Source organism: Kitasatospora sp. NPDC059146 (assembly GCF_042786665.1).
In the GTDB taxonomy this organism is placed as follows: Bacteria; Actinomycetota; Actinomycetes; order Streptomycetales; family Streptomycetaceae; genus Kitasatospora.
Window position 1 is genome coordinate 11,395 of sequence record NZ_JBHZCY010000028.1, and the last position, 21,814, is coordinate 33,208.

The 21,814-nt window shown below is 74.2% G+C and carries 20 protein-coding genes; 10 read left to right on the forward strand and 10 right to left on the reverse strand.

What is annotated here, in order from left to right; all coding sequences use genetic code 11:
- Positions 1-110: 110 nt before the first annotated feature.
- Positions 111-2,084, forward strand: a complete 1,974-nt coding sequence (gene htpG / locus ACFXPX_RS15130; RefSeq protein WP_380641464.1) for a molecular chaperone HtpG — start codon at positions 111-113, stop codon at positions 2,082-2,084.
- 56 nt (positions 2,085-2,140) lie between these two features.
- On the opposite strand, the gene ACFXPX_RS15135 is transcribed toward htpG, so the two are convergent.
- Positions 2,141-3,592, reverse strand: coding sequence for an amidase (locus ACFXPX_RS15135; protein ID WP_380641466.1), 1,452 nt, complete (start codon positions 3,590-3,592; stop codon positions 2,141-2,143).
- A gap of 167 nt (positions 3,593-3,759) precedes the next feature.
- Here ACFXPX_RS15135 and ACFXPX_RS15140 point away from each other — a divergent pair, with 167 nt between their 5' ends.
- The 3 genes from ACFXPX_RS15140 (at position 3,760) to ACFXPX_RS15150 (ending at position 7,361) form a co-directional block, all read left to right on the forward strand.
- On the forward strand, positions 3,760-4,374 hold the full coding sequence (locus ACFXPX_RS15140; RefSeq protein WP_380641468.1) for a TetR/AcrR family transcriptional regulator: 615 nt from the start codon (positions 3,760-3,762) through the stop codon (positions 4,372-4,374).
- Between the two features lie 202 nt (positions 4,375-4,576).
- On the forward strand, positions 4,577-5,917 hold the full coding sequence (locus tag ACFXPX_RS15145) for a lipase family protein (RefSeq protein WP_380641470.1): 1,341 nt from the start codon (positions 4,577-4,579) through the stop codon (positions 5,915-5,917).
- Positions 5,918-6,074: 157 nt separating this feature from the next.
- Positions 6,075-7,361, forward strand: a complete 1,287-nt coding sequence (locus tag ACFXPX_RS15150) for an alpha/beta hydrolase family protein (protein WP_380529043.1) — start codon at positions 6,075-6,077, stop codon at positions 7,359-7,361.
- Positions 7,362-7,415: 54 nt separating this feature from the next.
- Here the strand turns inward: ACFXPX_RS15150 and ACFXPX_RS15155 are convergent, their stop codons facing one another.
- The 5 genes from ACFXPX_RS15155 to ACFXPX_RS15175 form a co-directional block, all read right to left on the reverse strand.
- Entirely contained in the window at positions 7,416-8,465 is a 1,050-nt protein-coding gene (locus ACFXPX_RS15155; protein WP_380641472.1) for a hypothetical protein, read from the reverse strand.
- Between the two features lie 89 nt (positions 8,466-8,554).
- Positions 8,555-8,878, reverse strand: coding sequence for a hypothetical protein (locus ACFXPX_RS15160; RefSeq protein ID WP_380641474.1), 324 nt, complete (start codon positions 8,876-8,878; stop codon positions 8,555-8,557).
- A gap of 219 nt (positions 8,879-9,097) precedes the next feature.
- Positions 9,098-9,313, reverse strand: a complete 216-nt coding sequence (locus ACFXPX_RS15165) for a hypothetical protein (RefSeq protein ID WP_380529038.1) — start codon at positions 9,311-9,313, stop codon at positions 9,098-9,100.
- Between the two features lie 478 nt (positions 9,314-9,791).
- Entirely contained in the window at positions 9,792-10,778 is a 987-nt protein-coding gene (locus ACFXPX_RS15170; RefSeq protein WP_380529037.1) for a hypothetical protein, read from the reverse strand.
- Positions 10,775-11,569: a squalene/phytoene synthase family protein gene (locus ACFXPX_RS15175; protein WP_380641476.1), complete on the reverse strand. Its 795-nt coding sequence runs from the start codon at positions 11,567-11,569 to the stop codon at positions 10,775-10,777. The genes ACFXPX_RS15170 and ACFXPX_RS15175 overlap by 4 nt, the downstream gene beginning before the upstream one ends.
- Before the next feature lie 275 nt (positions 11,570-11,844).
- Here ACFXPX_RS15175 and ACFXPX_RS15180 point away from each other — a divergent pair, with 275 nt between their 5' ends.
- Both ACFXPX_RS15180 and ACFXPX_RS15185 read left to right on the forward strand, forming a co-directional pair.
- Positions 11,845-12,006 carry a hypothetical protein gene (locus ACFXPX_RS15180; RefSeq protein ID WP_380641478.1) on the forward strand — a complete coding sequence of 54 codons (162 nt, stop codon included), beginning with the start codon at positions 11,845-11,847 and terminating at the stop codon, positions 12,004-12,006.
- Positions 12,007-12,185: 179 nt separating this feature from the next.
- Positions 12,186-14,384, forward strand: a complete 2,199-nt coding sequence (locus ACFXPX_RS15185) for a HEAT repeat domain-containing protein (RefSeq protein WP_380641480.1) — start codon at positions 12,186-12,188, stop codon at positions 14,382-14,384.
- Positions 14,385-14,569: 185 nt separating this feature from the next.
- On the opposite strand, the gene ACFXPX_RS15190 is transcribed toward ACFXPX_RS15185, so the two are convergent.
- Positions 14,570-15,139 (reverse strand): NADPH-dependent FMN reductase, encoded by a 570-nt coding sequence (locus ACFXPX_RS15190; protein ID WP_375895067.1) that lies wholly within the window; start codon positions 15,137-15,139, stop codon positions 14,570-14,572.
- Between the two features lie 144 nt (positions 15,140-15,283).
- Between ACFXPX_RS15190 and ACFXPX_RS15195 the strand changes: the two genes are divergently transcribed.
- From ACFXPX_RS15195 to ACFXPX_RS15205, 3 genes are all read left to right on the forward strand, one after another.
- Positions 15,284-16,177 carry a pirin family protein gene (locus tag ACFXPX_RS15195; protein ID WP_380529030.1) on the forward strand — a complete coding sequence of 298 codons (894 nt, stop codon included), beginning with the start codon at positions 15,284-15,286 and terminating at the stop codon, positions 16,175-16,177.
- Entirely contained in the window at positions 16,174-17,391 is a 1,218-nt protein-coding gene (locus tag ACFXPX_RS15200) for an MFS transporter (RefSeq protein WP_380641482.1), read from the forward strand. The genes ACFXPX_RS15195 and ACFXPX_RS15200 overlap by 4 nt, the downstream gene beginning before the upstream one ends.
- 139 nt (positions 17,392-17,530) lie before the next feature.
- The gene (locus tag ACFXPX_RS15205; protein ID WP_375895075.1) at positions 17,531-18,205 is read left to right on the forward strand and encodes a TetR/AcrR family transcriptional regulator; all 675 of its coding nucleotides are present in this window, start codon (positions 17,531-17,533) and stop codon (positions 18,203-18,205) included.
- Here the strand turns inward: ACFXPX_RS15205 and ACFXPX_RS15210 are convergent.
- The gene (locus ACFXPX_RS15210) at positions 18,156-19,661 is read right to left on the reverse strand and encodes an amino acid permease (protein WP_380587404.1); all 1,506 of its coding nucleotides are present in this window, start codon (positions 19,659-19,661) and stop codon (positions 18,156-18,158) included. The two genes, ACFXPX_RS15205 and ACFXPX_RS15210, sit on opposite strands and share 50 nt — an antisense overlap.
- Before the next feature lie 206 nt (positions 19,662-19,867).
- On the opposite strand from ACFXPX_RS15210, the gene ACFXPX_RS15215 reads away from it, so the two are divergent.
- Complete coding sequence (locus ACFXPX_RS15215) at positions 19,868-20,197, forward strand: hypothetical protein (protein ID WP_380641536.1); 330 nt, start codon at positions 19,868-19,870, stop codon at positions 20,195-20,197.
- 54 nt (positions 20,198-20,251) lie between these two features.
- Here the strand turns inward: ACFXPX_RS15215 and ACFXPX_RS15220 are convergent, their stop codons facing one another.
- Positions 20,252-20,947 carry a VC0807 family protein gene (locus ACFXPX_RS15220; protein WP_380529024.1) on the reverse strand — a complete coding sequence of 232 codons (696 nt, stop codon included), beginning with the start codon at positions 20,945-20,947 and terminating at the stop codon, positions 20,252-20,254.
- 54 nt (positions 20,948-21,001) lie between these two features.
- A complete protein-coding gene (locus tag ACFXPX_RS15225) occupies positions 21,002-21,799 on the reverse strand; it encodes a hypothetical protein (protein WP_380529023.1) in 798 nt (265 codons plus the stop codon).
- Between the last annotated feature and the right edge of the window lie 15 nt (positions 21,800-21,814).

A 21,814-nucleotide genomic window follows, 5' to 3' on the forward strand; every position in this document is an offset into this window, starting at 1 on the left:
CATCGGTCATTTGACTGTCGATGTGCCGGAAACGGCAGGTGGGCCGTGCGAGGTCCTCCGTATCCTTGGCCGGTCACCACACGCGTACGAACATGAAGGAGAGACCCCTCGTGGCCAGCCCGACCGAGACGCTCGAGTTCCAGGCGGAGACCCGCCAGCTGCTGCAGCTGGTGATCCACTCGATCTACTCGAACAAGGACATCTTCCTGCGCGAGCTGATCTCCAACGCCTCCGACGCCCTCGACAAGCTCCGTCTGGAATCCCTCACCGACACCGACCTCGCGGCCGACACCTCCGACCTGCACATCACCCTGGAGGTCGACCGGCAGGCCCGGACCCTGACGGTGCGGGACAACGGCATCGGCATGACCCGCGAGGACGTCGTCGACCTGATCGGCACCATCGCGAAGTCCGGCACCGCCGGCCTGCTGGCCAGGATCAAGGAGGCCAAGGACGCGGAGGCGGCCCAGAACCTGATCGGCCAGTTCGGCGTCGGCTTCTACTCGGCGTTCATGGTCGCCGACAAGGTCACCCTGCACACCCGCCGCGCCGGCACCGAGCAGGGCACCGTGTGGGAGTCCGACGGCGAGGGCACCTACACGATCGCGCCGGCCGACGGCCTGCCGGCGGGCACCTCGGTGACGCTGCACCTCAAGCCGGCCGACGGCGAGGACGGCCTCGGCGACTACCTGGCGGGGTGGAAGATCCGCCAGATCGTCAAGCAGTACTCGGACTTCATCCGCTGGCCCATCCGCATGGCCGCCGAACCCGCCGCCGCGGACGCCGCCGCGGACGGTGCCGAGACCGAGACCGAGGCCGAGACCGTGGACGGCGCCGAACCCGCCGACGCGTTCGAGACGCTGAACTCGATGAAGGCCCTGTGGGCCCGCCCCCGCAGCGAGGTGACCGAGGCCGAGTACCACGAGTTCTACCAGCAGATCAGCCACGACTGGCAGCCCCCGGCCGAGACCGTCCACATGCGCGCCGAGGGCACCTTCGAGTACGAGGCGCTGCTGTTCATCCCCGCCCACGCCCCGTTCGACCTGTTCTCCCGCGACACCAAGCGAGGCGTGCAGCTGTACGTCAAGCGCGTGTTCATCATGGACGACTGCGACGCGCTCATGCCGAACTACCTGCGCTTCGTCAAGGGCGTGGTCGACGCCCACGACCTGTCGCTGAACGTCTCCCGCGAGATCCTGCAGCACGACCGCCAGATCACCGCGGTCCGCCGGCGGCTCGTCAAGAAGGTCCTCACCGCCTTCAAGGACATGCAGGCCGCCAACCCCGAGGCCTACGCCACGGCGTGGGAGCAGTTCGGCCGGGTGATCAAGGAAGGCCTGCTGGAGGACCGCGACAACACCGACGCGCTGCTGCCCCTGGTCTCGGCCGCCTCCACCCACGACGCGCAGAAGCCGACCACGCTGCGCGAGTACGTCGCGCGGATGAAGGACGGCCAGGACACCATCTACTACCTGACCGGCGAGAACCGCCAGATGGTGGAGAACTCCCCGCACATGGAGGCCTTCACCGCCAAGGGCTACGAGGTCCTGATCCTCACCGACCCCGTCGACGAGGTCTGGACCGACCAGGTCCCCGCCTTCGAGGGCCACCGCTTCCAGTCCATCGCCAAGGGCCAGGTCGACCTCGGCGACGACGCCGACACCGACGGCGACGACGAGGCGAAGGCGCAGAAGGCCCGGCGCGAGGAGGACTTCGCCGCCCTCCTCACCTGGCTGCAGGCCACCCTGGCCGAGCACGTCAAGCAGGTCCGCCTCTCCACCCGGCTCACCACCTCCGCCGCCTGCCTGGTCGGCGATGCCCACGACCTGACCCCCACCCTGGAGAAGATGTACCGGGCCATGGGCCAGGAACTCCCCACCGTGAAGCGGATCCTGGAGCTCAACCCCACCCACCCCCTGATCACCGCCCTGCACCGGGCCCACGGGGCGAAGTCCGACGACCCGGTCCTCACCGACATCGCCGAACTCGTCCACGGCAGCGCCCTGCTCGCCGAGGGCGGCGACCTGCCCGACCCGGCCCGGTTCACCCGCCTCCTGACCGACCACCTCACCCACAGCCTGTAACTCCCAGGCGGGCACCGCGGCGGCCGGCCGTACTCCGGGCCGGCCACCGCGGGCCCTCAGCGGCCCGGGCGCTCGCCCGCCCACACCGGGGGAGTGCGGTCCGACCACGGGCAGGCCTGTTCGAGCTGCCCGGCGAGCCGGAAGAGCAGCCCCTCGCGCCCGTACCCGGCGGCGAACTGCATGCCGACCGGCAGCCCGGTGCCGGGGTCGGCCGTCACCGGCACCGACATGGCGGGCGTGCCCGCCACGTTGAACGCCGCGGTGAAGGGGGAGTGGTCGAGGATCCGGCGCAGCCAGCCGAGGCCGTCCAGGGCCTCCGCGCCCCGGCCGTGGGTGCCCAGGGGCACCGGCAGGTCCGGCACGGTCGGGGTGAGCAGCACGTCGTACGCGGCGAAGTACCGTGCCAGGCTGCGGGAGACCTGGTTGCGGACGGCCAGGGCGGTCACGAGCTCGGGGCCGGTGACCCGCCGCCCGTAGTGGTAGCTGGCCAGGATCGGCGCCTCCAGGGTCGAGAAGTCGACGGGCCGGCCGGTGGCGGCGGCCAGCTCGTCCACCATGACGGTGAGGTTCGCCGTCCACTGCCGGGCGTTGGCCAGGACGAACTCCTCCCAGCCGACGCCGAGTTCGGCCTCGGCCTGCTCCACCCGGTGGCCGAGCGACTCCAGCAGGCGCACGGTGCGCGACAGCGCGTCGAGGACGGGCGCCGTGGTGCGCCGCCCGCCCCAGGCCTGGGCGAGGACGCCGATCCGCAGGGAGCCCGGATCCCGGCGGACCTCCTGCGCGTACGGCCGCTCCGGCTGCGGGGCGACGTAGGGGTCGCCCGCCTCCGGGCCGCCCACCAGGTCGAGCAGGACCGCGCTGTCGCGCACGGTGCGGCTGACGCTGCCGTGCACGGCCAGGCCGTTGAAGATCTCGTCGACGGCGGGGCCGACGGGGATGCGGCCGCGGGTCGGCTTCATCCCGAACAGGCCGTTGTAGGCGGCGGGGACGCGGATCGAGCCCGCCGCGTCGGTGGCGTGCGCGATCGGCACGATCCCGGCGGCGACCGCCGCGCCCGCGCCCCCGCTGGAGCCGCCGGCGCTGCGGGTGGGGTCCCACGGGTTGCGGGTCGGGCCGTACAGCACGGGTTCGGTGGTGGTGCTGTAGGCCAGTTCCGGGGTCGCGGTGCGTCCGAAGGTCACGAGGCCGGCGGCGCGGAAGCGCGCCATCAGGGTCGAGTCCTCGGCAGCGACGTTCCCGGCGGCGAGGCGGCTGCCGAGCTCGGTGCGCCGCCCGGCCATGGTGACCCCGAGGTCCTTGACGAGGAAGGGCACCCCGGCCAGCGGCGCGCCGCCGGGGCGGGGCCGGTCGTCGGCCGGCCAGGTCTCCACGACGGCGTTCAGCCGCGGGCCGACGGCCCGTGCGGCCGCGCGCGCGGCGGCCTCCACCTCGGCGGGGCTCACCTGGCGCCGGGCGATCAGTTCGGCGAGCCCGACCGCGTCGAAGGCCGTGTACTCCGTGACGTCCACTGGGTCACTCCTGGATCCGGGACCGGTACCGATGTCGATACCGACCAGTCTTCAACGATACCGATCGGTATCGCGTGGAACGGACTGGTACCGTAGCAGGAGGTTCAGGAAGTGCGGGACGCCAGGGAGGCGGAGCACCCGCGAGCGACCGGAGGCCCCGAACAGCCATGACAGCGACCGCCGGACGACCGAGCAGGGTGGCCAAGCTGCCGCCCCGCGAACGCATCCTCGACGCCGCGGAGGAGCTCTTCCGCAGCGAGGGGATCCGGCGGGTGGGCGTCCAGGCGATCGCCGAGAAGGCCGAGACCACCAAGATGGCGATCTACCGTCACTTCGAGACCAAGGACGAACTGGTCGCCGAGTGGCTGCGGATCGTCGCCGCCGAGTACCAGGCGGCGTTCGACCGGGTCGAGGCCGAGCACCCCGACCGGCCCCGGGAGCAGATCCTCGGGCTGGCCCGCTTCATCGCCGACGGGCTGCCGGCGGTCTCGCACCGGGGCTGCCCCTTCATCAACTCCATCGCCGAACTGCCCGACCGCGCCCACCCCGCACGGCAGGTGATCGAGCGGCACAAGGAGCGCCAGGCCCGCCGGCTGCTCGACCTGTGCGCGCGGGCCGGGCTGCCCGACCCGGAGCAGACCGCGGCCGAGATCACCTTCCTCCTCGAAGGCGCGCAGGTCAGCACGCAGAACGGCAGCGTCGACCGGCCGGGCGAACGCCTGCTGCGCATCGTCGAGGCGATCCTGGACCGGGCCGCGCCCGCCGCGCCGCCCACCCGCTGACCCCGGGCGACGCGTTCGCGCGGTGTGCCGCTTTGTGACCCGTCGCCTTGTGACCGGTCACTACCCGCGTCGTTAATCTTTGTGACCCGGCCCGGGGACAGCGTGACGGGTCATGGACATGATGTTCTCCGGGGCGCCGGCTACCAGTTGGTAACCCGCGTTCTCCGACGGACCACCAGGAATTCCACGACTCGGGGGAACCATGCGCACGTGCACGTCCCGGCTGCTCGCCGCCGCCGTCACCGCCGCCCTGGCCGCCACCGCCGTGGCCGCCACGGCAGGCCCGGCCGCCGCGGCCGCGCGCTCCGCCACCGCGGGCGACCCCTTCTACGCCTACGACGGCAGCACGCCACTGGCCTCGCTCGCGCCGGGCACCGTGCTCAAGACGCGGACCCTGCCGTACCACGTGCTCGGGCTGCCCACCCCGGTGACGGCGATCCAACTGCTCTACCGCAGCACCGACGCCCAGGGCCGCCCCAGCGCCAACGTCACCACCGTGGTGCGCAGCCTGGCCGGGGACGGCAGCAAGGCCGTCTCGTACCAGTCCTTCTACGACTCGCTCGACCCGAAGGACGGCCCCTCCCGCGCGGTGGCCGGCGACGTCAGCATCAGCGGTCTGATCCCCAACGTCGAGGCGCTCTTCCTGGTGCCGCTGCTCGCCCAGGGCTACAACGTGGTGCTCCCCGACACCGAGGGCCAGAACGCCGACCTCGCGGCCGGCCCGGAGTACGCGACCAACACCCTGGACTCCATCCGGGCCGCCACCCGCTCCCCGGAGACCGGCATGGGCCCCGACACCCGCTTCGGGCTGATGGGCTACTCCGGCGGCGCCGTCGCCACCGGCTGGGCGGCCGCGCTCGCGCCGAGCTACGCGCCCGAGGTGAACGCCAAGCTGGTCGGCTACACCGAGGGCGGGCTGCTGGTGGACCCGGCGCACAACCTCAAGTACGTGGACGGCTCGCTGGTGTGGAGCGGCATCACCCCGCTGTCCGTGATCGGGGCCTCGCGCTCCTTCGGCAGCGACCTGACGCCCTACCTGAACGACTACGGCCGCTCGGTCTACCAGCAGCTGGAGCACGGCTCGATCGTCGACGCCCTGGGCCACTACCCCGGGCTGACCTGGAAGGCGCTGGTCAAGCCCCAGTACGCCGACCCGAACTCGGCGCCGCCCTTCGTCGAGGCCGTCAACCGGAACAACCTCGGCTCGGCCCCCACCCCGACCGTGCCCGGCTCCATCGCCCAGGGCAACGGCGGCTTCCTGGAGGGCACCTTCGCCAGCCCGCCCGGCATCGGCACGGGCGACGGCGTGGCGGTCGCCGGGGACGTCCGGGCCCTCGCCCGCCAGTACTGCGCGACCGGCACCGCTCCGGTCGCGTACCAGCAGTACGACCTCCTCAGCCACTTCGGCGTCCCCGTCGTCTGGGCCCCGCAGGCCGTCGGCTGGCTGGGCGACCGCTTCGCCGGCCGCCCCGCCCCCTCCGACTGCGGCCACATCCCGCCCGGCAACTCCCTCACCCCGGAACAGCCCACCCCCGGCCACTGACCCGGACGGGAGCACGAAGCACCCGCGGCACCGGACACCGTCATACCGGAGTACTACGACGGGACTTGGCACTCCGGTACGACGGTTTCCGCCCCTCCCCACCCGTACCGTCGCCCGTGTCCGAAGCGACCACGGGAACGAACGAGGGGGAACGGCGATGAACACGCGAGGACGGGCCGGGGCGGCCGCGGCGGCGGTGCTGCTGGCGGCGACGGCCACGGTGGGTGCGGCCGGGGCGCCGGGCGCGGCGGCGGCGCCGCAGCGGGCCACCGAGCGGCAGGCCAGGGCCTGGCTGCCGCAGCCCACCGGGCCGTACCCGATCGGCACGACCGCCCTGCAGCTCACGGACGACGGCCGGGACGACCCCTGGAAGCCCGGACAGCACCGCAAGCTGATGATCAGCCTCTGGTACCCGACCACCAGCCCCGCCACCGGCGACGACCGCGCGCCCTACATGCTCCCCGCCGCCGCCGACCACTTCGACAGCGCCGGGAGCATCGGCCAGCGCGAGAACGGCTTCGAACCCGGCCGCACCGACTGGGCGGGCATCCGAACCCACGCCCGCGCCGACGCGCCCGCCCTCCCCGGCGGCAAGCGGCCCGTCGTGCTGTACTCGGCGGGCTTCGGCGCCCCGCGCAGCTGGGGCACCGCCCTGGTGGAGGACCTCGCCTCCCGCGGCTACGTCGTCGTCACCGTCGACCACACCTACGAGGCCTCCGAGGTCGCCTTCCCCGACGGGGACCTCGCCACCTCCGTCTTCCCCGCGCTCATGGACCAGCCCGGCCTCGACCTGGGCGCCCTCCTGCGCAAGATGCTGCAGACCCGGGTCGACGACACCCGCTTCGTCCTGGACCGGCTCGCCGGGCTGCGCCACGACGAGCAGCTGCCGTCCGGCCTCGCCGCCTCCCTCGACCTCGACCGGATCGCCGCGGTCGGCCACTCCGGGGGCGGCTCCGCGGCCCTGCAGACCATGCACGACGACCCGCGCCTCAAGGCCGGCGTCGACCTCGACGGCCAGCTGCACTTCCCCGGCCCGGACGGCAGCGGCGTCCAGCTGCCCCTGCCCACCGTCGCCGCGGACGGCCTGACCCGGCCCTTCCTGCTGATGGGCACCCAGGAGGCCGACTCCGGCAGCTACCACCAGCAGCCCGGCTGGGACGCCCTGTGGCAGCACAGCACCGGCTGGCACGCCGACGTGACCCTGGAAGGCTCCCGCCACGGCTCCTACACCGACGCCCAGCCCCTGCTGCCCCAGCTCGCCCGCCAGGGCGCCGTCACCCCGGAGGCCGTGGCCGCCGCCGTCGGCGACGTCCGCCCCGACCGCGCCGTCCTCGCCACCCGCTCCTACGTGGCGTCCTTCCTCGACCGCTGGCTGCGCGGCCACGACGACCACCTCCTGGACGGCCCGTCACCGCGCTTCCCCGAGATGCGCTACGAGCGGTAGCGCGCGCCGGTACGGCGCCCGGCAGCCGCCCAACCGCCCAGCCGCTCAACTACCCTACGGCTGTACCCGGTTGTCGGTCGCCAGCACGTCGCCCGGCACCGTCGAGCCCACCTGGCGCCGCAGCGCGCCGATCGCCGGATCGGAGATGGAGACGGTGAGCCGGTAGGGCGGCGGGCCGGTGACGGTGTTGTGCGCGTCGGTCGGTGCCACCAGCCGTTGCTGGACGGCGAAGCCGTCGAAGCCCGGGCACAGGGCCTCGGGCGGGAGCGTCACCCGGGCGGACGCGCCGCCCTCGGGCCCGACGTGGACGCTGCCGCCCGGGCCGGCCGGGGCGTCGTCGTCGCCGCGCGTCAGCGGGAGGCCGTGGGCCCCGCCGACCAGGCCGTCCGGGCCCTCGATCTCCACCGCCACGCCCTGCGGACCGAGCGGCGCCGACAGGTCCAGCGCTCGGCCGCCGGGGCCCGGGGCGAGACCCAGGTCGATGGTGAAGTGCCCCGGGTCCTGCGCCGAGTCCCGGGAGAACCCGTAGGAGCTGAGCACGAGTTGAGGCCCCGGCGGTGGGGTGTCGGCCGGTGGCCCGGCGAAGGTGAAGGACGCGGGCGCCGGCTCGAAGTGGTGGAAGCCCCGGGCGCCGCACCTGGCGCCGTCGGAGAACCCGCCGCCGGGCAGCGCGACGTCCGCGGTCGGCCGGGGCGCTCCGGGCACCGGCCGCGGGCCGGGCCTCGACCGGCCGTCCCGGTTCAGCACGCCGGCCGGGTCCGTCCCGACCGCGACGGCCAACAGCGCCGCGAACGCGGTGACCGCGATCAGCGCGGTGCGCCGGCGTCCGGGCCGCAGCCACCGCGAGCGCCCCGCGCCGCGGGCCGCGCGGGGAGCCGGCCCGGGCGTCCAGCGGCGGCCGCCCGGGTCCACCGGCGGCTCCTCCCGCCACCGCGCGGCGAGCATCCTGGTCCGGGCGGTCGGCTCCTTGACGGTGGCCTCCCCGATGAACCGCTCGTCCAGGACGAGCCCCTCGAACGGATCGGGCGTCGCCCGGCCCGGCGTCATCGGCTCCGGCTCCGGCTCACGGGAAGGGGGCTGCTGGGAATCATCGGTGCTCGACACGGCGCCAGTATGCCCGCCCGCTCGGACACACCGCCCTCCACCCACCGGCCGACGCCGCCCACCGGGCCGCGCGACCTCTCCCCGGGAATTCAGGAGGCGAGGCCCACCACGTTCTCCGCGGTGGCGTTCAGATCGCACCACACGGTCGAGGTCCCACCGCTTTCCACCCGGTTTCCGTAGTGGTGGTACCGGCCGTAACCCGGCTTGTAGCACGTCACATCCGCGACGAAGGGCCCGTTGGTACACCTGATCGACGCGCCCGCGTGCCCGCCGCTCCCCGTGAAGAACTGCTTGTTGCCGCAGCTCAACGCCGTCGGGGCGGCCGAGGCCGACGCCGACGAGACGCCGACGAACCCCGCGCCGGCCAGGGCCGTGGCCAGGGCGAACGCCGCAACCCGCTTCCGAGTCCGCATGATGATCCTCCTTCGTATTCAAAGGGATTGGACGAAACCACCCTAGGATTACGAATGGCGGAGGCGGTAGAGGTATTCAGTGAAATGGCTCAGATGCGGCATTTCCCGTGTAAACATCAACCCATGTTCGAATTTTGACCAGGAAAAGCACTGCCGAACACCTGCGGCGGAGCAGCGGCAGCGGTGGCGGGATTCGCACGTCGGTCGGGGCCGGTTCCGTCAGGGCAGGTAGCGCTCGAGCGCCGCGGCGCCCTTCTGCTCGATCTGCTGCCTGGCCCACTCGAGCCGCTCGTGGGTGATGTCTTGCCCGGAGGCCATGACGAGGTCTTCAGGGTCGAAAGGCCGCTCACCTCCGGTGAACAGCCGCTGCGGGGACGCCTTCGCGTCCGCGCCCTCCCCGCCCGCGGGATCGCTTCCTGCGATCGGACTGCCCATGGCTACCTCCCTGGTCGGCCTCCTCCAAGGGTGCCGCCGATCCGCCCCCACCGCTTCCCATCGGTATACGAACCACCCAGCCGCCGCGCCCCGGCCGCCCGACGTCCCGCTCGCCTCCGGGGTCGCTGCGCCATGCGCGTGCTCTCCGCCACCGGGCGCGCGCCCGACGGGACCGGCCCCCGACGCATCGCCATCGTGTCCGCGGGCGTGCTGATCCCGTTCCCGCGGCCAACTGTCGCACGGCTCGCGGACCTGCTGGCGGGCAGCGGCTTGGACACCCACTGCCGGGCTCTCTGACCGGGCTGATCGGGCTGCGGGAGCGGGCCGACAACCTCAGCGGAACGCTGACCTGCTGCCGTACCCGCGACGGCGGCTACCGCGTCCACGCCGTGCCGCCCGACCGCCGGCACTGGCCATCAGCCGACTTCCCGGGTGCCTGCCGCATCGTCGGTTCGTGACCAGGCCCGGGACATCCCGGCTACAGGCCGATGTCGTAGCGCCCGGTCTCGTGCAGCCAGGCCAGGTGTCCGGCGATCTGGTCGTCCAGTCCGCGCGTGTAGCGGGTGAGGATTTCGCTGCCGCGCCGGCGCAGGGCGGCCGCGAGTTCGGTGTACCGGGCCGTGTCGTGTTCGATCTCCCGGGCCGTCAGGTCGATGCCCGTCTGGACGCTGTGACCGTGGTGGTGGGCGAGGACCATGGGCAGGTTGGCGATGTGGCCGCGGGCCACGTCGCGCGGGCAGCCGTACACGTCGTTGGTGAGCCCGATGATGCGGATCGCCAGGTCGGTCAGTTCCCTGACCTGCGGGTCGAGCACCAGGGCGGTCGGCATCTCGAAGCCCTGGGCGACCTCGGTGAGGACGAAGTGGTGGTGCAGGTGGGCGATCAGGTGCCGGATGCGCCGGTACTCGGACACCGGCGGCACCGTCCGGTGCTCGGCGTAGGCGGCGTCGGCGGCCGCTCCCACACTGTAGTGGAGCATCCCCTTGCGGATGCGCAGGACCTGTTGCGGGGTCGCCGCCTGCTCGATCCGCTGGAACAGGTCACGGTAGGCACGTTCGATCGGGACGTCGTGGGGCACCGGGGCGTGGGGGTCTTCGGCGATGGCTTCGCAGGCCAGCAGGTGCTCCGACAGGTCCGTGGTACGGCCGGCGAGGCCCAGACCCTCGGTGTAGCGGTCGTCCTGCACGGTGGCCCAGACGCAGAACCGCGTCGCGATCAGCACCCGTTCCACGTCGCCTTCGGGGATCATCCACGCGTAGGTGCGGCCGAGCGTGGAATGGCGCAGGTATGTCTCGTCCGCGTCGGTGCCGATGATGCCGACGTCGCGAAGCCATGCCAGAGTGCGCTCCTCCAACTCGTCGGCGCGGGGGTGAAGCCGAGGGGGTACCGGAAACGAGATCCGGGGGAGCACCAGTTCCCTGGCCAGGTCACGCCTGTCCTCCCGGGGCGCGGGTACGGGCCTCATCGGGTGTTCCCCCCGCTGTCGTGGCCGTCCTCCCGGTGATCCAGGTGCCGGCTCGCCGTGCGCACCGCCCGGTGGGCCCGCGCGAGCGGCTCGGCGCAGAAGGCCCGGGCCGGTCCGTCCGACAATGCGGCCAGATAGGCGTCGGCACCGCTCAGCTCCCGGCGCGCGTATGCGGCCAGGTCCGCGGCCCCCCAGCCGTCCGGCCAGAAGTCGACACCGCGGGCCGCGTCCTCGTCCCGGTCGATGAGGATGTTGACGCTCTGCAGCGCCCGTCCGTAGGCGACGCCCAAGGTCCGGTCGGTGCGGGTGCCGTCGTGCCAGGCCCACAGGTCGGACAGCAGCAGGACCAGGGTGCCCGACACCGCGTAGGTGTACCGGTCGAGGTCGGTGCCGGTGCGGACGGTGAATCCGCCGGCGGCCCACTGGGCCATGCGTTCGGCCATGGTAGCGAAGGTCTCGTACACCCGGGGCCCGATGTCCGGCGGGGGCAGTGCCGTCCACTCCCCGATGCGCAGGGTCACTGCGGGCAGTACGCCGACGTGCTCCCGGAACAGCGTGGCGAAGTCACTCTCGGTGAAGCGGGTCTGCAGCAGCCGCCCGACGCCACGCAGCAGCACGCCCTTGTCCTCGGCGGCCAGCGACGAGTGGTCCTCGATCTCGTCGATCGCCCGCATGAGCAGGTAGGCGCACGTGACCGCCTCGTTCAGCGGAGCCGGCGTACCGATGACCGGCCCGTACCAGGTAGTGCTGTACTCGCGCACCACGGCGTGCGCGTCGTCGAGCAGGGCCATGACACCCCGTACCTCTCTTCGCGGGTCGGGCGACGACGGTGGGCCCTCGTGCCGCTTCCGGCCCCCGGCTTCGCGGAGCTGTCGGGGCAGCAGGCCGTTCGGGCAGGCCTCGCGCGCCCCTGCCTGCAGCAGACCGCATCTCGGCTCGATGTCAATCCTCCTGACCGGAAGTCGACTTCGGCACAACGGACGGGCCGGGCACCGCCGCGACCGGTGGCCGTCGGATCAGTGGCCCGGCGGCCTCCTTCGTCACGGACGCCGAACACCTCTACCGCTTGTCCCCGGACCACGCCGAGGTCGCGCAGTGGGACCGGGCCACCGGACCCGCCGGGCTGTTCGCCACTGATCCCGGCAACGACCACGTCACCCGCTACAGCGGCAGCCCCGGTTCCTGGACCCCGATCGGCGAGACCGCCGCGGAGACCGCCGTCACATGATCCTCATCGAGGGGCAGGGCGTCAGCGGCTCCACCATCTCGGCGGATGCCGGAGGCGAGCCGACCCCGGCGCCACGCGGACACGCCCGCCCACCCCGGTCTTCCCCCAGATCCGGCCCCCGGTCCGGCCGCGCCATCCCGTCCGAGGGGATGTCGGAGGCCCCTGCGAAGATCGCGGCCATGGAGCTCCCCACCGCCCTCGCCGGCCTCGACGACCACCCCTGGGCCACCGTCGACCACGCCTACGGCCCCGCCGAGGACCTGCCCGAGTTGTTGCGCGCCTTCGCCGAGGGCGGCGAGGACGCCGAGGAGGCACTGGACGAGCTGTACGGCTCGATCGTCCACCAGGGCACCGTGTACGCGGCCAGCGTCGACGCCGCCCCCTACCTCGCCCGGATCGCCGCCTCCGGCAGCCAGAGCGTCGACGCGCTCCGCCTGCTCGGCTGCCTCGCCGAGAGCGAGGACGAGCACGGCGTCGAGCCGGGCGCCGTACGGGCCGCCGTCACCGCCCAACTGCCCCTGCTCATACCGCTGCTGGCGGACGAGGACGCCGACGTACGGCAGGCGGCCGGCTGGACCGTCGGCCACACCCGGGACACCGGCACCGCCCTGCCCGCCGTCCGGGCCCGCCTCGCCACCGAGACCGAACCCGCCGTCCGGGCCGAACTCCTCACCGCCTACGGCCGGTTGGACCGCGAGGGCGCCGCCGACCAGGCCCGCGCCCTGCTCACCCCGGACACTCCCGCGCCGCTGCGCCTGGCCGCCGTGTTCGCCGCGCTGGACGCCGACGAGCCGTGGCTCGCCGCCCACCACGACGCCGTCCTCGGCCTGCTGCCCGCGTGCGAGACCGCCCGGTTCGGCCACGCGGGCGAGCACCGGGAGCCGCTGCGCACGATCGTCGGGCACCTGCTGGAGCGGGACGACGCCGCCGACCGCGAGAGCGCCCTCGCCCTGCTCGACGCCGCCCTGCGCGACGAGCGCCCCGAGGTGCGGGCCGAGGCCCTGTGGGCGGCCGACCGCGCCTGCGCCCTGTCCCGCAGCGCCCCGCAGCGGCTGGTCCCGGCGATCGTCCCGCTCGCCGCCGACCGGGCGGCCGCCCAACTGCTGGCCAAGCTCGGCCCGGCCGCCGCCGAGGCCGCGCCCGTCCTCGCCGAACTCGCCGCGCGGCCGGACGCCCAGGCGGACAACGGGCCGGACAACGGGCCGGGCAGCTGGCCGGACGACGAGGCGGCCGACCAGGCCCTCGCCGCGCTCGTCCTGGTGGCGCCGGAGGCCGCCGCCCCGCTGCTGGCCCGGGCCCTCGGCCGGCGCCCGCGCGCCATGCAGAGCGCCGCCGGGTCCTACGCCCCGGCCGACGCCCCCTTCCCGTTCGACCCGGAGCTGTTCGCCGCGGTCCGCGCCCGCCTGGCCGCCAAGGCCCTGGAGCGGCCCGCCTCGGAATGCCAGGACTGCGGCTGCACGACGGTCAAGGACAACAACGACATCGCGGGCCTGGTCCACCTGCTGCGGCGATGGGGCCCGCAGGCCGTCACGGCGCTGCCCGAACTGTGCGCCGTGCTGCCCCGGTTCCCGTACGCCGCCACCGCGATCACCGCCGTCGCCGCCGACGGCGGACCGGAGCAGCGCGCGCAGGCCGCCACCGGTCTGCGCGCCGAGGCCGGGAAGCTCCTGGTGGCCCAGGCACTGCACGAACTGACCGGCGAGAGCGGACCGTTGCTGGCCGCCGCCGAGGCGGCGTTCGCCACCGGAGTACGCGGCGCCGGTGACGGCGCCCAGGCCGCGGCCGCCCTCGGACCGGCGGCCACCCCCCTCGTCCCGGCCCTGCGGGAGGCGCTCGGCCGCACCGCCGAGCGCGACACCACCCCGCAGGTGGACACCGACCTCGCCCTGGCGCTCGCCCTGTGGCGGATCACCGGGCAGGCGGCCGAAGCCGTCCCGGTCCTGGCCTCGGTGCTCGACAACAGCCGGGGCCGGCAGTGGTTCCGCTGGACCGCCGCCCGCGCCGCCCGCGAGATCGCCGCCCTCGGCCCGGCCGGACGCCCACTGACCGCCCGCCTCGAATCCTTCCTCGACGACCCGACCCTGGCACCCTCGGCCGTCCTCGCCCTGCTCGCCGTCGGCGACCCGGCCGTCCTCGACCGCACCCGCCTCGCCGAAGCGGCCCTGCACTCCGCCGAGACCCACGCCGACCTCAAGCACGCCGTGGAGGCCCTGCGGGCCCTCGGCGCCTCGGCCCTGACCCCGGAACAGCACGACCGCCTGACCGCGCTCGCCACCCGGGACCGCCGCCTGGTCCTCTCCGGCGCCGACCACGCGATGATCCGCGAGGACGAACACCTGCGCACCGCACTGGCGGCCCTCCTCGGCCCGACCGCCTGAGACCTGCCGTCCCCGGCCTCCCCGGCCTCCCCGCCCCCGGCCTCCCCGCCCCCGGCCTCCCCGGCCTCCCCGCCCCCGGCCTCCCCGGTGACGCCGGGGAGCCCGGGCACGGCGAAGCCCCGCCGGGCGGGTGCTCGGCGGGGCTCCGTGTCGCGTGGGGGCGGTGGGTTCCGGGGGAGGGGGTGTCAGGCGCGGGCGTCGATCTTGCCCTGGAGGGCGGCGAGCAGGTCCTTGAGGATGCCGGCGGTGCCCTCGTCGGTCAGCTCGCCCTGCTCGTCGAAGCGCTCGTGCGAGCGGAAGGCGACCAGCTCGGGCTTGACCACGACGTCGCTGTCGGTCCAGACGAAGACCTGGCGCAGCGCCAGCTGGGCGCGGACGGAGCCGAAGTTGGTGGGGGCGGCGCCCATGATCGCGGTGGGCTTGCGGTGCAGCGGCAGGCCCTCGCTCTTGCTCCAGTCGGTGCTCAGCCAGTCCAGGGCGTTCTTGAGGACGCCGGGGACGGAGTAGTTGAACTCCGGGGTGGCGATGAGCAGTCCGTCGGCCTCGGTGACCTTGCGGCGCAGCTCGTCGACGACGGCCGGGCGCTTGCCGGGGTGGTCGAGGTCGTAGTCGTACGGCGGGATCTCGCGCAGGCCGTCGTAGATCTCGATCTCCATGCCGGCCGGGTTGAGCTTCCGGGCGGCGCGCAGCAGCGCGGTGTTGTGCGAGTCGGCGCGAAGCGAGCCGGAGATGGCGAAGACCTTGGACGCGCTCATGACGGTGCTCCTTGCGGTGTGCGTGTGGCTGCCGGGGCGGCGGTGGTTGTTCCGACGCCGAGAAACCTAAACCGTTCAGTTCAATGCGTCAACCAGACAGTTCAGTCTTGACTCTGAACTGGCTTGTGTAGTTCAGTCCTCGGCATGACGACGACTCAGTCCGCCGCGGCCCAGGCCGCCCCCGTCCGCTCGACCACCACCGTCATCGACCCCGTGCACACCTTCGAGGGCGCCGGGTTCCCCGTCCGCCGCCCGTTCCCGGTGGCCGAGCTCCCGATGCTCGACCCGTTCCTGATGGTCGACCAGACCGGTCCGCTGCTGCTCGCCCCCGGCGAGGCCAAGGGCGCCCCCGCCCACCCGCACCGCGGCTTCGAAGCGGTCTCCTACCTCATCGAGGGCTCGATGGACTGGGCCGACTCGACCGGCCGGCGCGGCACCAGCGTCGCCGGCGAGGTCGAGTGGCTCACCGCCGGCGCCGGCATCGTCCACTCCAACGAGCCCACCGCCGAACTGCTCACCCACGGCGGCCGCCAGCACATGCTCCAGATCTGGGTGAACCTGCCCGCCCGGCTCAAGGACCTCCCGGCCCGCAGCCAGAACCAGGGGCCCGACACCATCCCGGTGGTGCACACCGAGGACGGCAGCCGGGTCAAGGTGATCGCGGGCCGCAGCCACGGCGTGGCCGGACCCTTCGAGACCCACCTGCCGGTCCTGCTCGCGCACGCCGTGCTGCCCGCCGGCGGGCGGGCCGACTTCACCGTGCCGACCGGCCACAACGCCGCCGTCTACGTGCTCTCCGGCGCCGTCGAACTGCCCGACACGCCGCTGACGGACGGCCAGCTCGCGGTCCTGGCGCACGACGGCGAGCGGATCACCGTCGCCGCACCGCACGGACCGGCCGAGGTGCTGGTCCTGGCCGGCGAGCCGATCGGCGAGCCGGTCGCCCGCGGCGGCCCGTTCGTGATGAACACCGCGGCCGAGCTCCGGCAGGCCCAACTCGACTTCTCCAACGGGAAGTTCGGGCGGATCCCGGAATGAAGCCGGGAGCACTGAACACGGCGGCAGGGGCGGACGCCCGCCCCGCGCAGCCGCCGACGGACAGCACCGGCCGGGGCGCACGGGGGTCGCTCCGGACCGGCCTGCTGCTCGCCGCGCTCGCCGCCCCGGGAGCCGCAGGACTCTCCAGCCCGAGCCTGGTCCTGCCCGCCGTCGCGCGGGAACTGCACACCGGCCCCGGCCCCGCCGCCTGGCTGATGAGCGGCTACGGGCTCGGCATGATGCTCGGCACCCCGCTGCTCACCGCCACCGCCGGGCGGCGCGACCCCCGGACACTGCTGCTCGCCTCCGCGGGGGCACTGCTGCTCGGCGTACTGGTCACCCTCGCCGCCGGGGCGGACCTGGGCCCGCTGGTCGCCGGGCGCGCCCTGCAGGCGGTCGGCGCGGCCGGGTTCAACGTGGCCGCCTTCCAACTGGCCGCGCGCCAGCCGGACGGACGCGCCTCAGGGGTCGTCGCGATCGGCAGCGCGGCGGGCGGCACCGCCGGCCTGTTCATCGGCGCGGCGGTGGCGACCGGGCTGGGCTGGCGGACCTGCCTGGTGCTGCCGGTGCTGACCCTGGCCGTACTGCCGGCCGTACTGCGCGGATGCGCCGGACCGAAGCCCGGACCGAAGCCCGAGCCGACACGGGAGCCGGCACAGGATCCGGTACGGAAGCCCGTGCAAGGCCCGGGCGCGCAGGCGCCGCGCCGCTCGTTCCTCGGCCTGGACGCCCTGGCGGTGCCGCGCTTCCGGGCCGTCGCCGCGGTGATGCTGGTCCTGGCGACCGTCAACTTCGGCCTGGTCTACGGCGCACCGCGGCGGGCCGCCGCGCTCACCGGCTGGAGCACCGTCCAGACCGGCGCCGTCGGATCGCTCGCCACCCTCACCGGCGCGCTGCTCTCCTGGTCGCTGGTGCGCGCCGCACCCCGACTCGGCCTGCGCCGCACCACCGGCCTGCTGCTCGGCGGCTCCTTCACCGCACTCGCGCTCGCCGCCTTCGGCCCCTGGGCACCGCTGGTGCTGCTGGGCGCCGGGGCCAGCGCCTGCGTCAACGCGGGCGGCCAGGGCATCCTGACCGGCGCCGCCGCCGAGGCCGTGGCACCGCAGCGGCGACCGGAGGCGATCGGACTGTTCAACCTGGTGTTCCTGCTCGGCGCGGCGCTCGGCCCGCAACTGGCGGTGCTCGCCGAGCGGATCGCCGTGCCGGGCCCGTAACCCGCCCCGCCGACGCGCCGGCCGAGCACACCGACCGAGCGCGCAGGGCCGAGCGCCCCGCCCGAGCGCACCGACCGAACCGTTCAGTTTCATATACTGGCCCGTACCGTCTCCCCCCGAGCACCCCGAGGAGAACCCGATGGCCGCCGACGACCCCCAGCCGACCGACGAGTTCGGCATCCCGATCATCCCGAGCCCGGTCGACGCCGCCCAGCGCCGCCGACAGGCCATCATCGACGCGGCCCTGGTCGAGTTCCTGAAGGAGGGCTACTCCGCCGCCTCGATGGACGCCATCACCGCGCGCTCCGGTGTCTCCAAGGCGACCATCTACAAGCACTTCGGGAACAAGGAGCGGCTCTTCCTCGCGGTGATCGGCGGCATACTGCCCACCACCTACGAGGACCTCAAGCCGTGGAACTCCACCATCGCCGAGGCCGACGACCTGCGCTCCGCGCTGATCACGCTCACCCTCGACTGGACCCGCATCCTGCTGCGCCCCGACATCATGTCGCTGCGCCGGCTGGTGATCGGCGAGATCGACCGCTTCCCGCAGCTGGGCCAGCTCTGGTACCGGGTCAGCTACGACATGAACAACGGCCCGCTGATCGAGGCCTTCGCCGAACTGGACCGCCGCGGGGTGCTCGCCGTGGAGGACCCGGCGCTGGCCGTGCAGCAACTCGTCGCCTGCACGGTGGGCGTGCCGCAGCTGGTGCGCACGTTCCGCCCGGAGGCCGAACTGGACGAGGCCGCGATGCACCGCACGATCAGCTCCGGGGTCGACCTGTTCCTGGCCCGGTACGCACGGGAGCAGTGACCGCGGCGACGGCGGGCCCGGCGCCCGGGGCCGCCGCCACGGCCGGCCCGGCGACCGGCCCGCGCCGGTGCCGCCGCAGCCCGGCCACCACCAGCAGCACCGCCGTCCACGCGCCGGTGCAGAGCACCTGGCTGCGGCTGCCCGGGTCCACCAGCATGAACACCAGCACCCCGGCCATCGCCGCCAGCGCCCCGTAGCCCAGGTACGGGAAGCCCCACATCGAGGCCGCCTGCTCCCGCCCGCGCTCCTGCTCCTGCTCCTGCCCGTCCGTGCGCCGCTGCCGTCGGCCGTGCAGCCGCAGGTAGGAGGCGGCGATCAGGATCCAGACCACCAGGATCGCCGTCCCGATCGAGTTCAGCAGGAACGGGAAGACGGTCCGCGGCCACAGCAGACTGAGCACCACCGACCCGAAACCGAACGCGGCCGAGGCGAGCACGGCCCGCCCGGCCCCGACCAGCGCGCCGCCGCCCGCACCACCCGAGTCCTCCACCCCACCACGCCCGGTCAGCAGGCGCGGCGCGTCACCGCGGGCCGCGAGGGCGTGCAGCATCCGCGAGGAGCCGTAGATGTTGGCGTTCATCGCCGACAGCAGCGCCACCAGCACGACGGCGTCCATCAGCTGCGCCGCGCCCGGCACCCCGATCCGGCCGATCGCCGCCGCGTACGGGCCGCCGGCGACCGCCGGGTCGTCCCACGGCACCACGGCGACGATCACCGCCATCGAGCCGATGTAGAACAGCGCCACCCGCCACAGCACCGTGCGCACCGCCCGGCGCACCGCGGCCACCGGGTCCGCGCACTCGGCGGCGGCGATGGTCACCGTCTCCAGCCCGCCGTACGCGAACACCGCGGCGATCGTGCCCACCGCGACCCCGTGCCAGCCGTGCGGCAGCAGCCCGCCGTGCGCGGTCAGGTTCTCCGCGGCCGGCGTCCGGCCGGTGAGCACGGCGGCGGCGCCGAGCAGGACGAACGCGCAGATCGAGGCCGCCTTCACCCCGGCGAACCAGAACTCCAGCTCGCCGAAGTGCCGCACACCCGCCAGGTTCGTCCCGGTGAACAGCGCCATGAACACCGCCACCCACACCCAGGCAGGCACCTGCGGCAGCCAACCCGCCACGATCCGGGACGCCCCGATCGCCTCCGCGGCCACGCTCACCACCAGCAGCGCCCAGTACATCCAGCCGGCCAGCAGCCCGGCCCACGGCCCCCAGGCGCGGGTGGCGTGCGCGGCGAACGCCCCGGAGCCGGGGCGGGCGGCGGACATCTCGCCGAGCATCCGCATGACCAGCACCGTGAGCACCCCGGCCACCACGTACGACACCACGATCCCCGGCCCCGCCGCGGCGATCCCGACGCCGGAGCCGACGAACAGCCCGGCTCCGATCGCACCGCCCAGCGCGATCATGGCGATGTGGCGCTGTCTCAGCCCACGACTGACCGACCGGTCCTCGGACATCACGGCTCCCCCCGTTGTGATCCAACCGGGGGAGATCTTGGCCCCGACCACCCGTCATGATCAAGCCCCCGGTGGAACCCCGTCCGGCGGGTGCCGGCGGCGAGGCGCCGTGGATCCGGCCAACGCCCGGGCGGGTGCTACCAGTTGGCCCAGAGGAGGTTCCAGCCGCCGAGTCCGTTGTCGGGGGCGACGGTCTTCTCCTTGGAGTGCACGACCGTGACGACGTCGCCGATCAGCGAGTCGTCGAAGAACGACCCCGCCTCCGCTCCCGCCCGGTGATGGCCGAGGGCAGCGCCGGCCTGCCGGTCGAGGTGAGCGAGCGGGACCCGCAGGTCATCGAGGTCACCGCCCAGACCACCTCCCACGACGTCAGCTGGTACCTGGAACTGGAGTGGTCCAGCGGCACCCGGAAGGGCACGCTGACCGTCGGCCCCGGCGGCGGCGCGCCGTTCCGCACCAGCGCGGTCAAGGGCCGGCCGCTGTACAGCCACCCGGTCGGCGGGAAGGCCTGGGGCCCCAGCCCCTTCCAGCGGTGACGGCCGCGCCCGGCACCGCACCGCACCGCAGGTGACCTCCCCGGCCGGGGGTGCTCAGCCGCGCGGCGGTCGCGCGGTCGTGCCGGAGGTCAGCCGCCAGAGCCCGGCCAGCTCGTAGTAGAGGCCGTTGACCACCTGGAGGAGTACCAGCGTGACCGGCCACAGCAGCGCGCCGAGGCCGGGCACCGCGTCCACCGGCAGGGTGTACGCCATCACGACCCGCGCGGCGGCGTCGAGCAGCATCGCCACGCCCCAGATCGCGGTCGAGACCCGCCAGATCCGCCGGAAGGCCGGTTCGCGTTCCCACAGCACGTCCCAGGAGGTGCCGTCGGAGCGGAACCGGCCCTCCAGCAGCGGCCGTCCGGCGTGGAAGAGCAGCGGACGCCTGGCCCTGACCGAGACCAGGAACCAGAGCCCGGCCACGCCGGTCAGCCACCCGTCCTTGGCCAGCAGGAACCGGGGGCTGCCGCTGACCAGCGCGGCCGCGACGCCGAGCAGCATGGTCCCGGCGATGAATCCCGCCATGCCCTCCAGGCTCCGGGTGCGCAGCCACCGCACCGCTGTGGTGAGCGCGGGCAGGACGGCGCCGGCCAGCAGCGCGCCGAAGACGCCGACCCCGGCGGCGCGCAGCCCGTAGTACACCGCGATCGGGACCACGACGTCCCAGGCGACGCCGAGCAGCAGGCGCCGGCCGCTGGGCCGCGGCGGCGGCGCGGGGGCGTCACCGCCGGCGCTTCGCGTGGGGGGCACGGCGTCCTCCGGGGCCGGGGAAGGCCAGGGTAGTGCCGGGGTGGAACCGCCCGGTCAGCGCGGGCGGTAGCGCCGGTAGCGGACGTACAGCACGATGCACGTGATCGCGCCGATCGCGCACACCGGCAGGCTCAGCCCGACCGCCATGATCACACCGTCGCCGACGCCCTGCACGGTCTCCTCGCGGAGCATCCCGTTCGGGTCGGTGACCGTGCGGGTGGTGTCCGCGTGGCTCGCGAGATAGGCGACCATCGAGACCCCCGCCAGCAGGAACACCGCCGCCCCGGCCAGGAACCAGCCGCCCGCCCGGTCCTGCCACTCGTCCCCTTGCAGCCGCCGCGCCCGGGGGCTGTGCTCCAGCACCGCGCGGCCCAGGCCGAAGGCCCCGGCGGCGTGCCCGTCGATGTACAGGCGGGCGCCGCCGTCGAGGGCGAGGCGGCAGCGGTAGTCGTTGCCCAGCCGGCGGGCGAGGCCGTGGATCCTCGGGGTGCCGGGGATCGTGACCGACACGATCCGGCTCCACTCCCAGCCCACCGCACCGCGCCGCGAGCCGTGGACGATCCCGCGCTCGCGGACCTCGAAGTACTCTCCCGACCCGCCCCGCACCGCGCGCCACGCCTGCGTCACGGCGACGTACAGCGCGCCCAGGGACAGGCCGATCACCAGGCCGATCGCCCGGCCCCCGCCCGGACGGCCGTCGTCCGCGGCGACCAGCGCCCACAGCCCGAGCCAGCCGCTGGGCACGGCCACCACCAGCGCCCACACGGCGTTGCGCCACCGCGCCCGGGTGTCCACCCGGTGCCTGCTGAGTACGGCGCCGAACAGGTCAGTCATCTCGGCCTCGCTGATCATCCGCACAGTGAAGCA

Excerpts from the sequence above, each read along its gene's own strand:
- ACFXPX_RS15205 (WP_375895075.1), top strand. The coding sequence starts at position 17,531 with ATGGCCGCCGACGACCCCCAGCCGACCGACGAGTTCGGCATCCCGATC.
- ACFXPX_RS15170 (WP_380529037.1), bottom strand. The coding sequence starts at position 10,778 with ATGAGGCCCGTACCCGCGCCCCGGGAGGACAGGCGTGACCTGGCCAGG.
- ACFXPX_RS15145 (WP_380641470.1), top strand. The coding sequence starts at position 4,577 with ATGCGCACGTGCACGTCCCGGCTGCTCGCCGCCGCCGTCACCGCCGCC.
- ACFXPX_RS15140 (WP_380641468.1), top strand. The coding sequence starts at position 3,760 with ATGACAGCGACCGCCGGACGACCGAGCAGGGTGGCCAAGCTGCCGCCC.
- ACFXPX_RS15225 (WP_380529023.1), bottom strand. The coding sequence starts at position 21,799 with ATGATCAGCGAGGCCGAGATGACTGACCTGTTCGGCGCCGTACTCAGC.
- ACFXPX_RS15175 (WP_380641476.1), bottom strand. The coding sequence starts at position 11,569 with ATGGCCCTGCTCGACGACGCGCACGCCGTGGTGCGCGAGTACAGCACT.
- ACFXPX_RS15185 (WP_380641480.1), top strand. The coding sequence starts at position 12,186 with ATGGAGCTCCCCACCGCCCTCGCCGGCCTCGACGACCACCCCTGGGCC.
- ACFXPX_RS15190 (WP_375895067.1), bottom strand. The coding sequence starts at position 15,139 with ATGAGCGCGTCCAAGGTCTTCGCCATCTCCGGCTCGCTTCGCGCCGAC.
- ACFXPX_RS15200 (WP_380641482.1), top strand. The coding sequence starts at position 16,174 with ATGAAGCCGGGAGCACTGAACACGGCGGCAGGGGCGGACGCCCGCCCC.
- ACFXPX_RS15150 (WP_380529043.1), top strand. The coding sequence starts at position 6,075 with ATGAACACGCGAGGACGGGCCGGGGCGGCCGCGGCGGCGGTGCTGCTG.
- ACFXPX_RS15195 (WP_380529030.1), top strand. The coding sequence starts at position 15,284 with ATGACGACGACTCAGTCCGCCGCGGCCCAGGCCGCCCCCGTCCGCTCG.
- ACFXPX_RS15160 (WP_380641474.1), bottom strand. The coding sequence starts at position 8,878 with ATGCGGACTCGGAAGCGGGTTGCGGCGTTCGCCCTGGCCACGGCCCTG.
- ACFXPX_RS15165 (WP_380529038.1), bottom strand. The coding sequence starts at position 9,313 with ATGGGCAGTCCGATCGCAGGAAGCGATCCCGCGGGCGGGGAGGGCGCG.
- ACFXPX_RS15210 (WP_380587404.1), bottom strand. The coding sequence starts at position 19,661 with ATGTCCGAGGACCGGTCGGTCAGTCGTGGGCTGAGACAGCGCCACATC.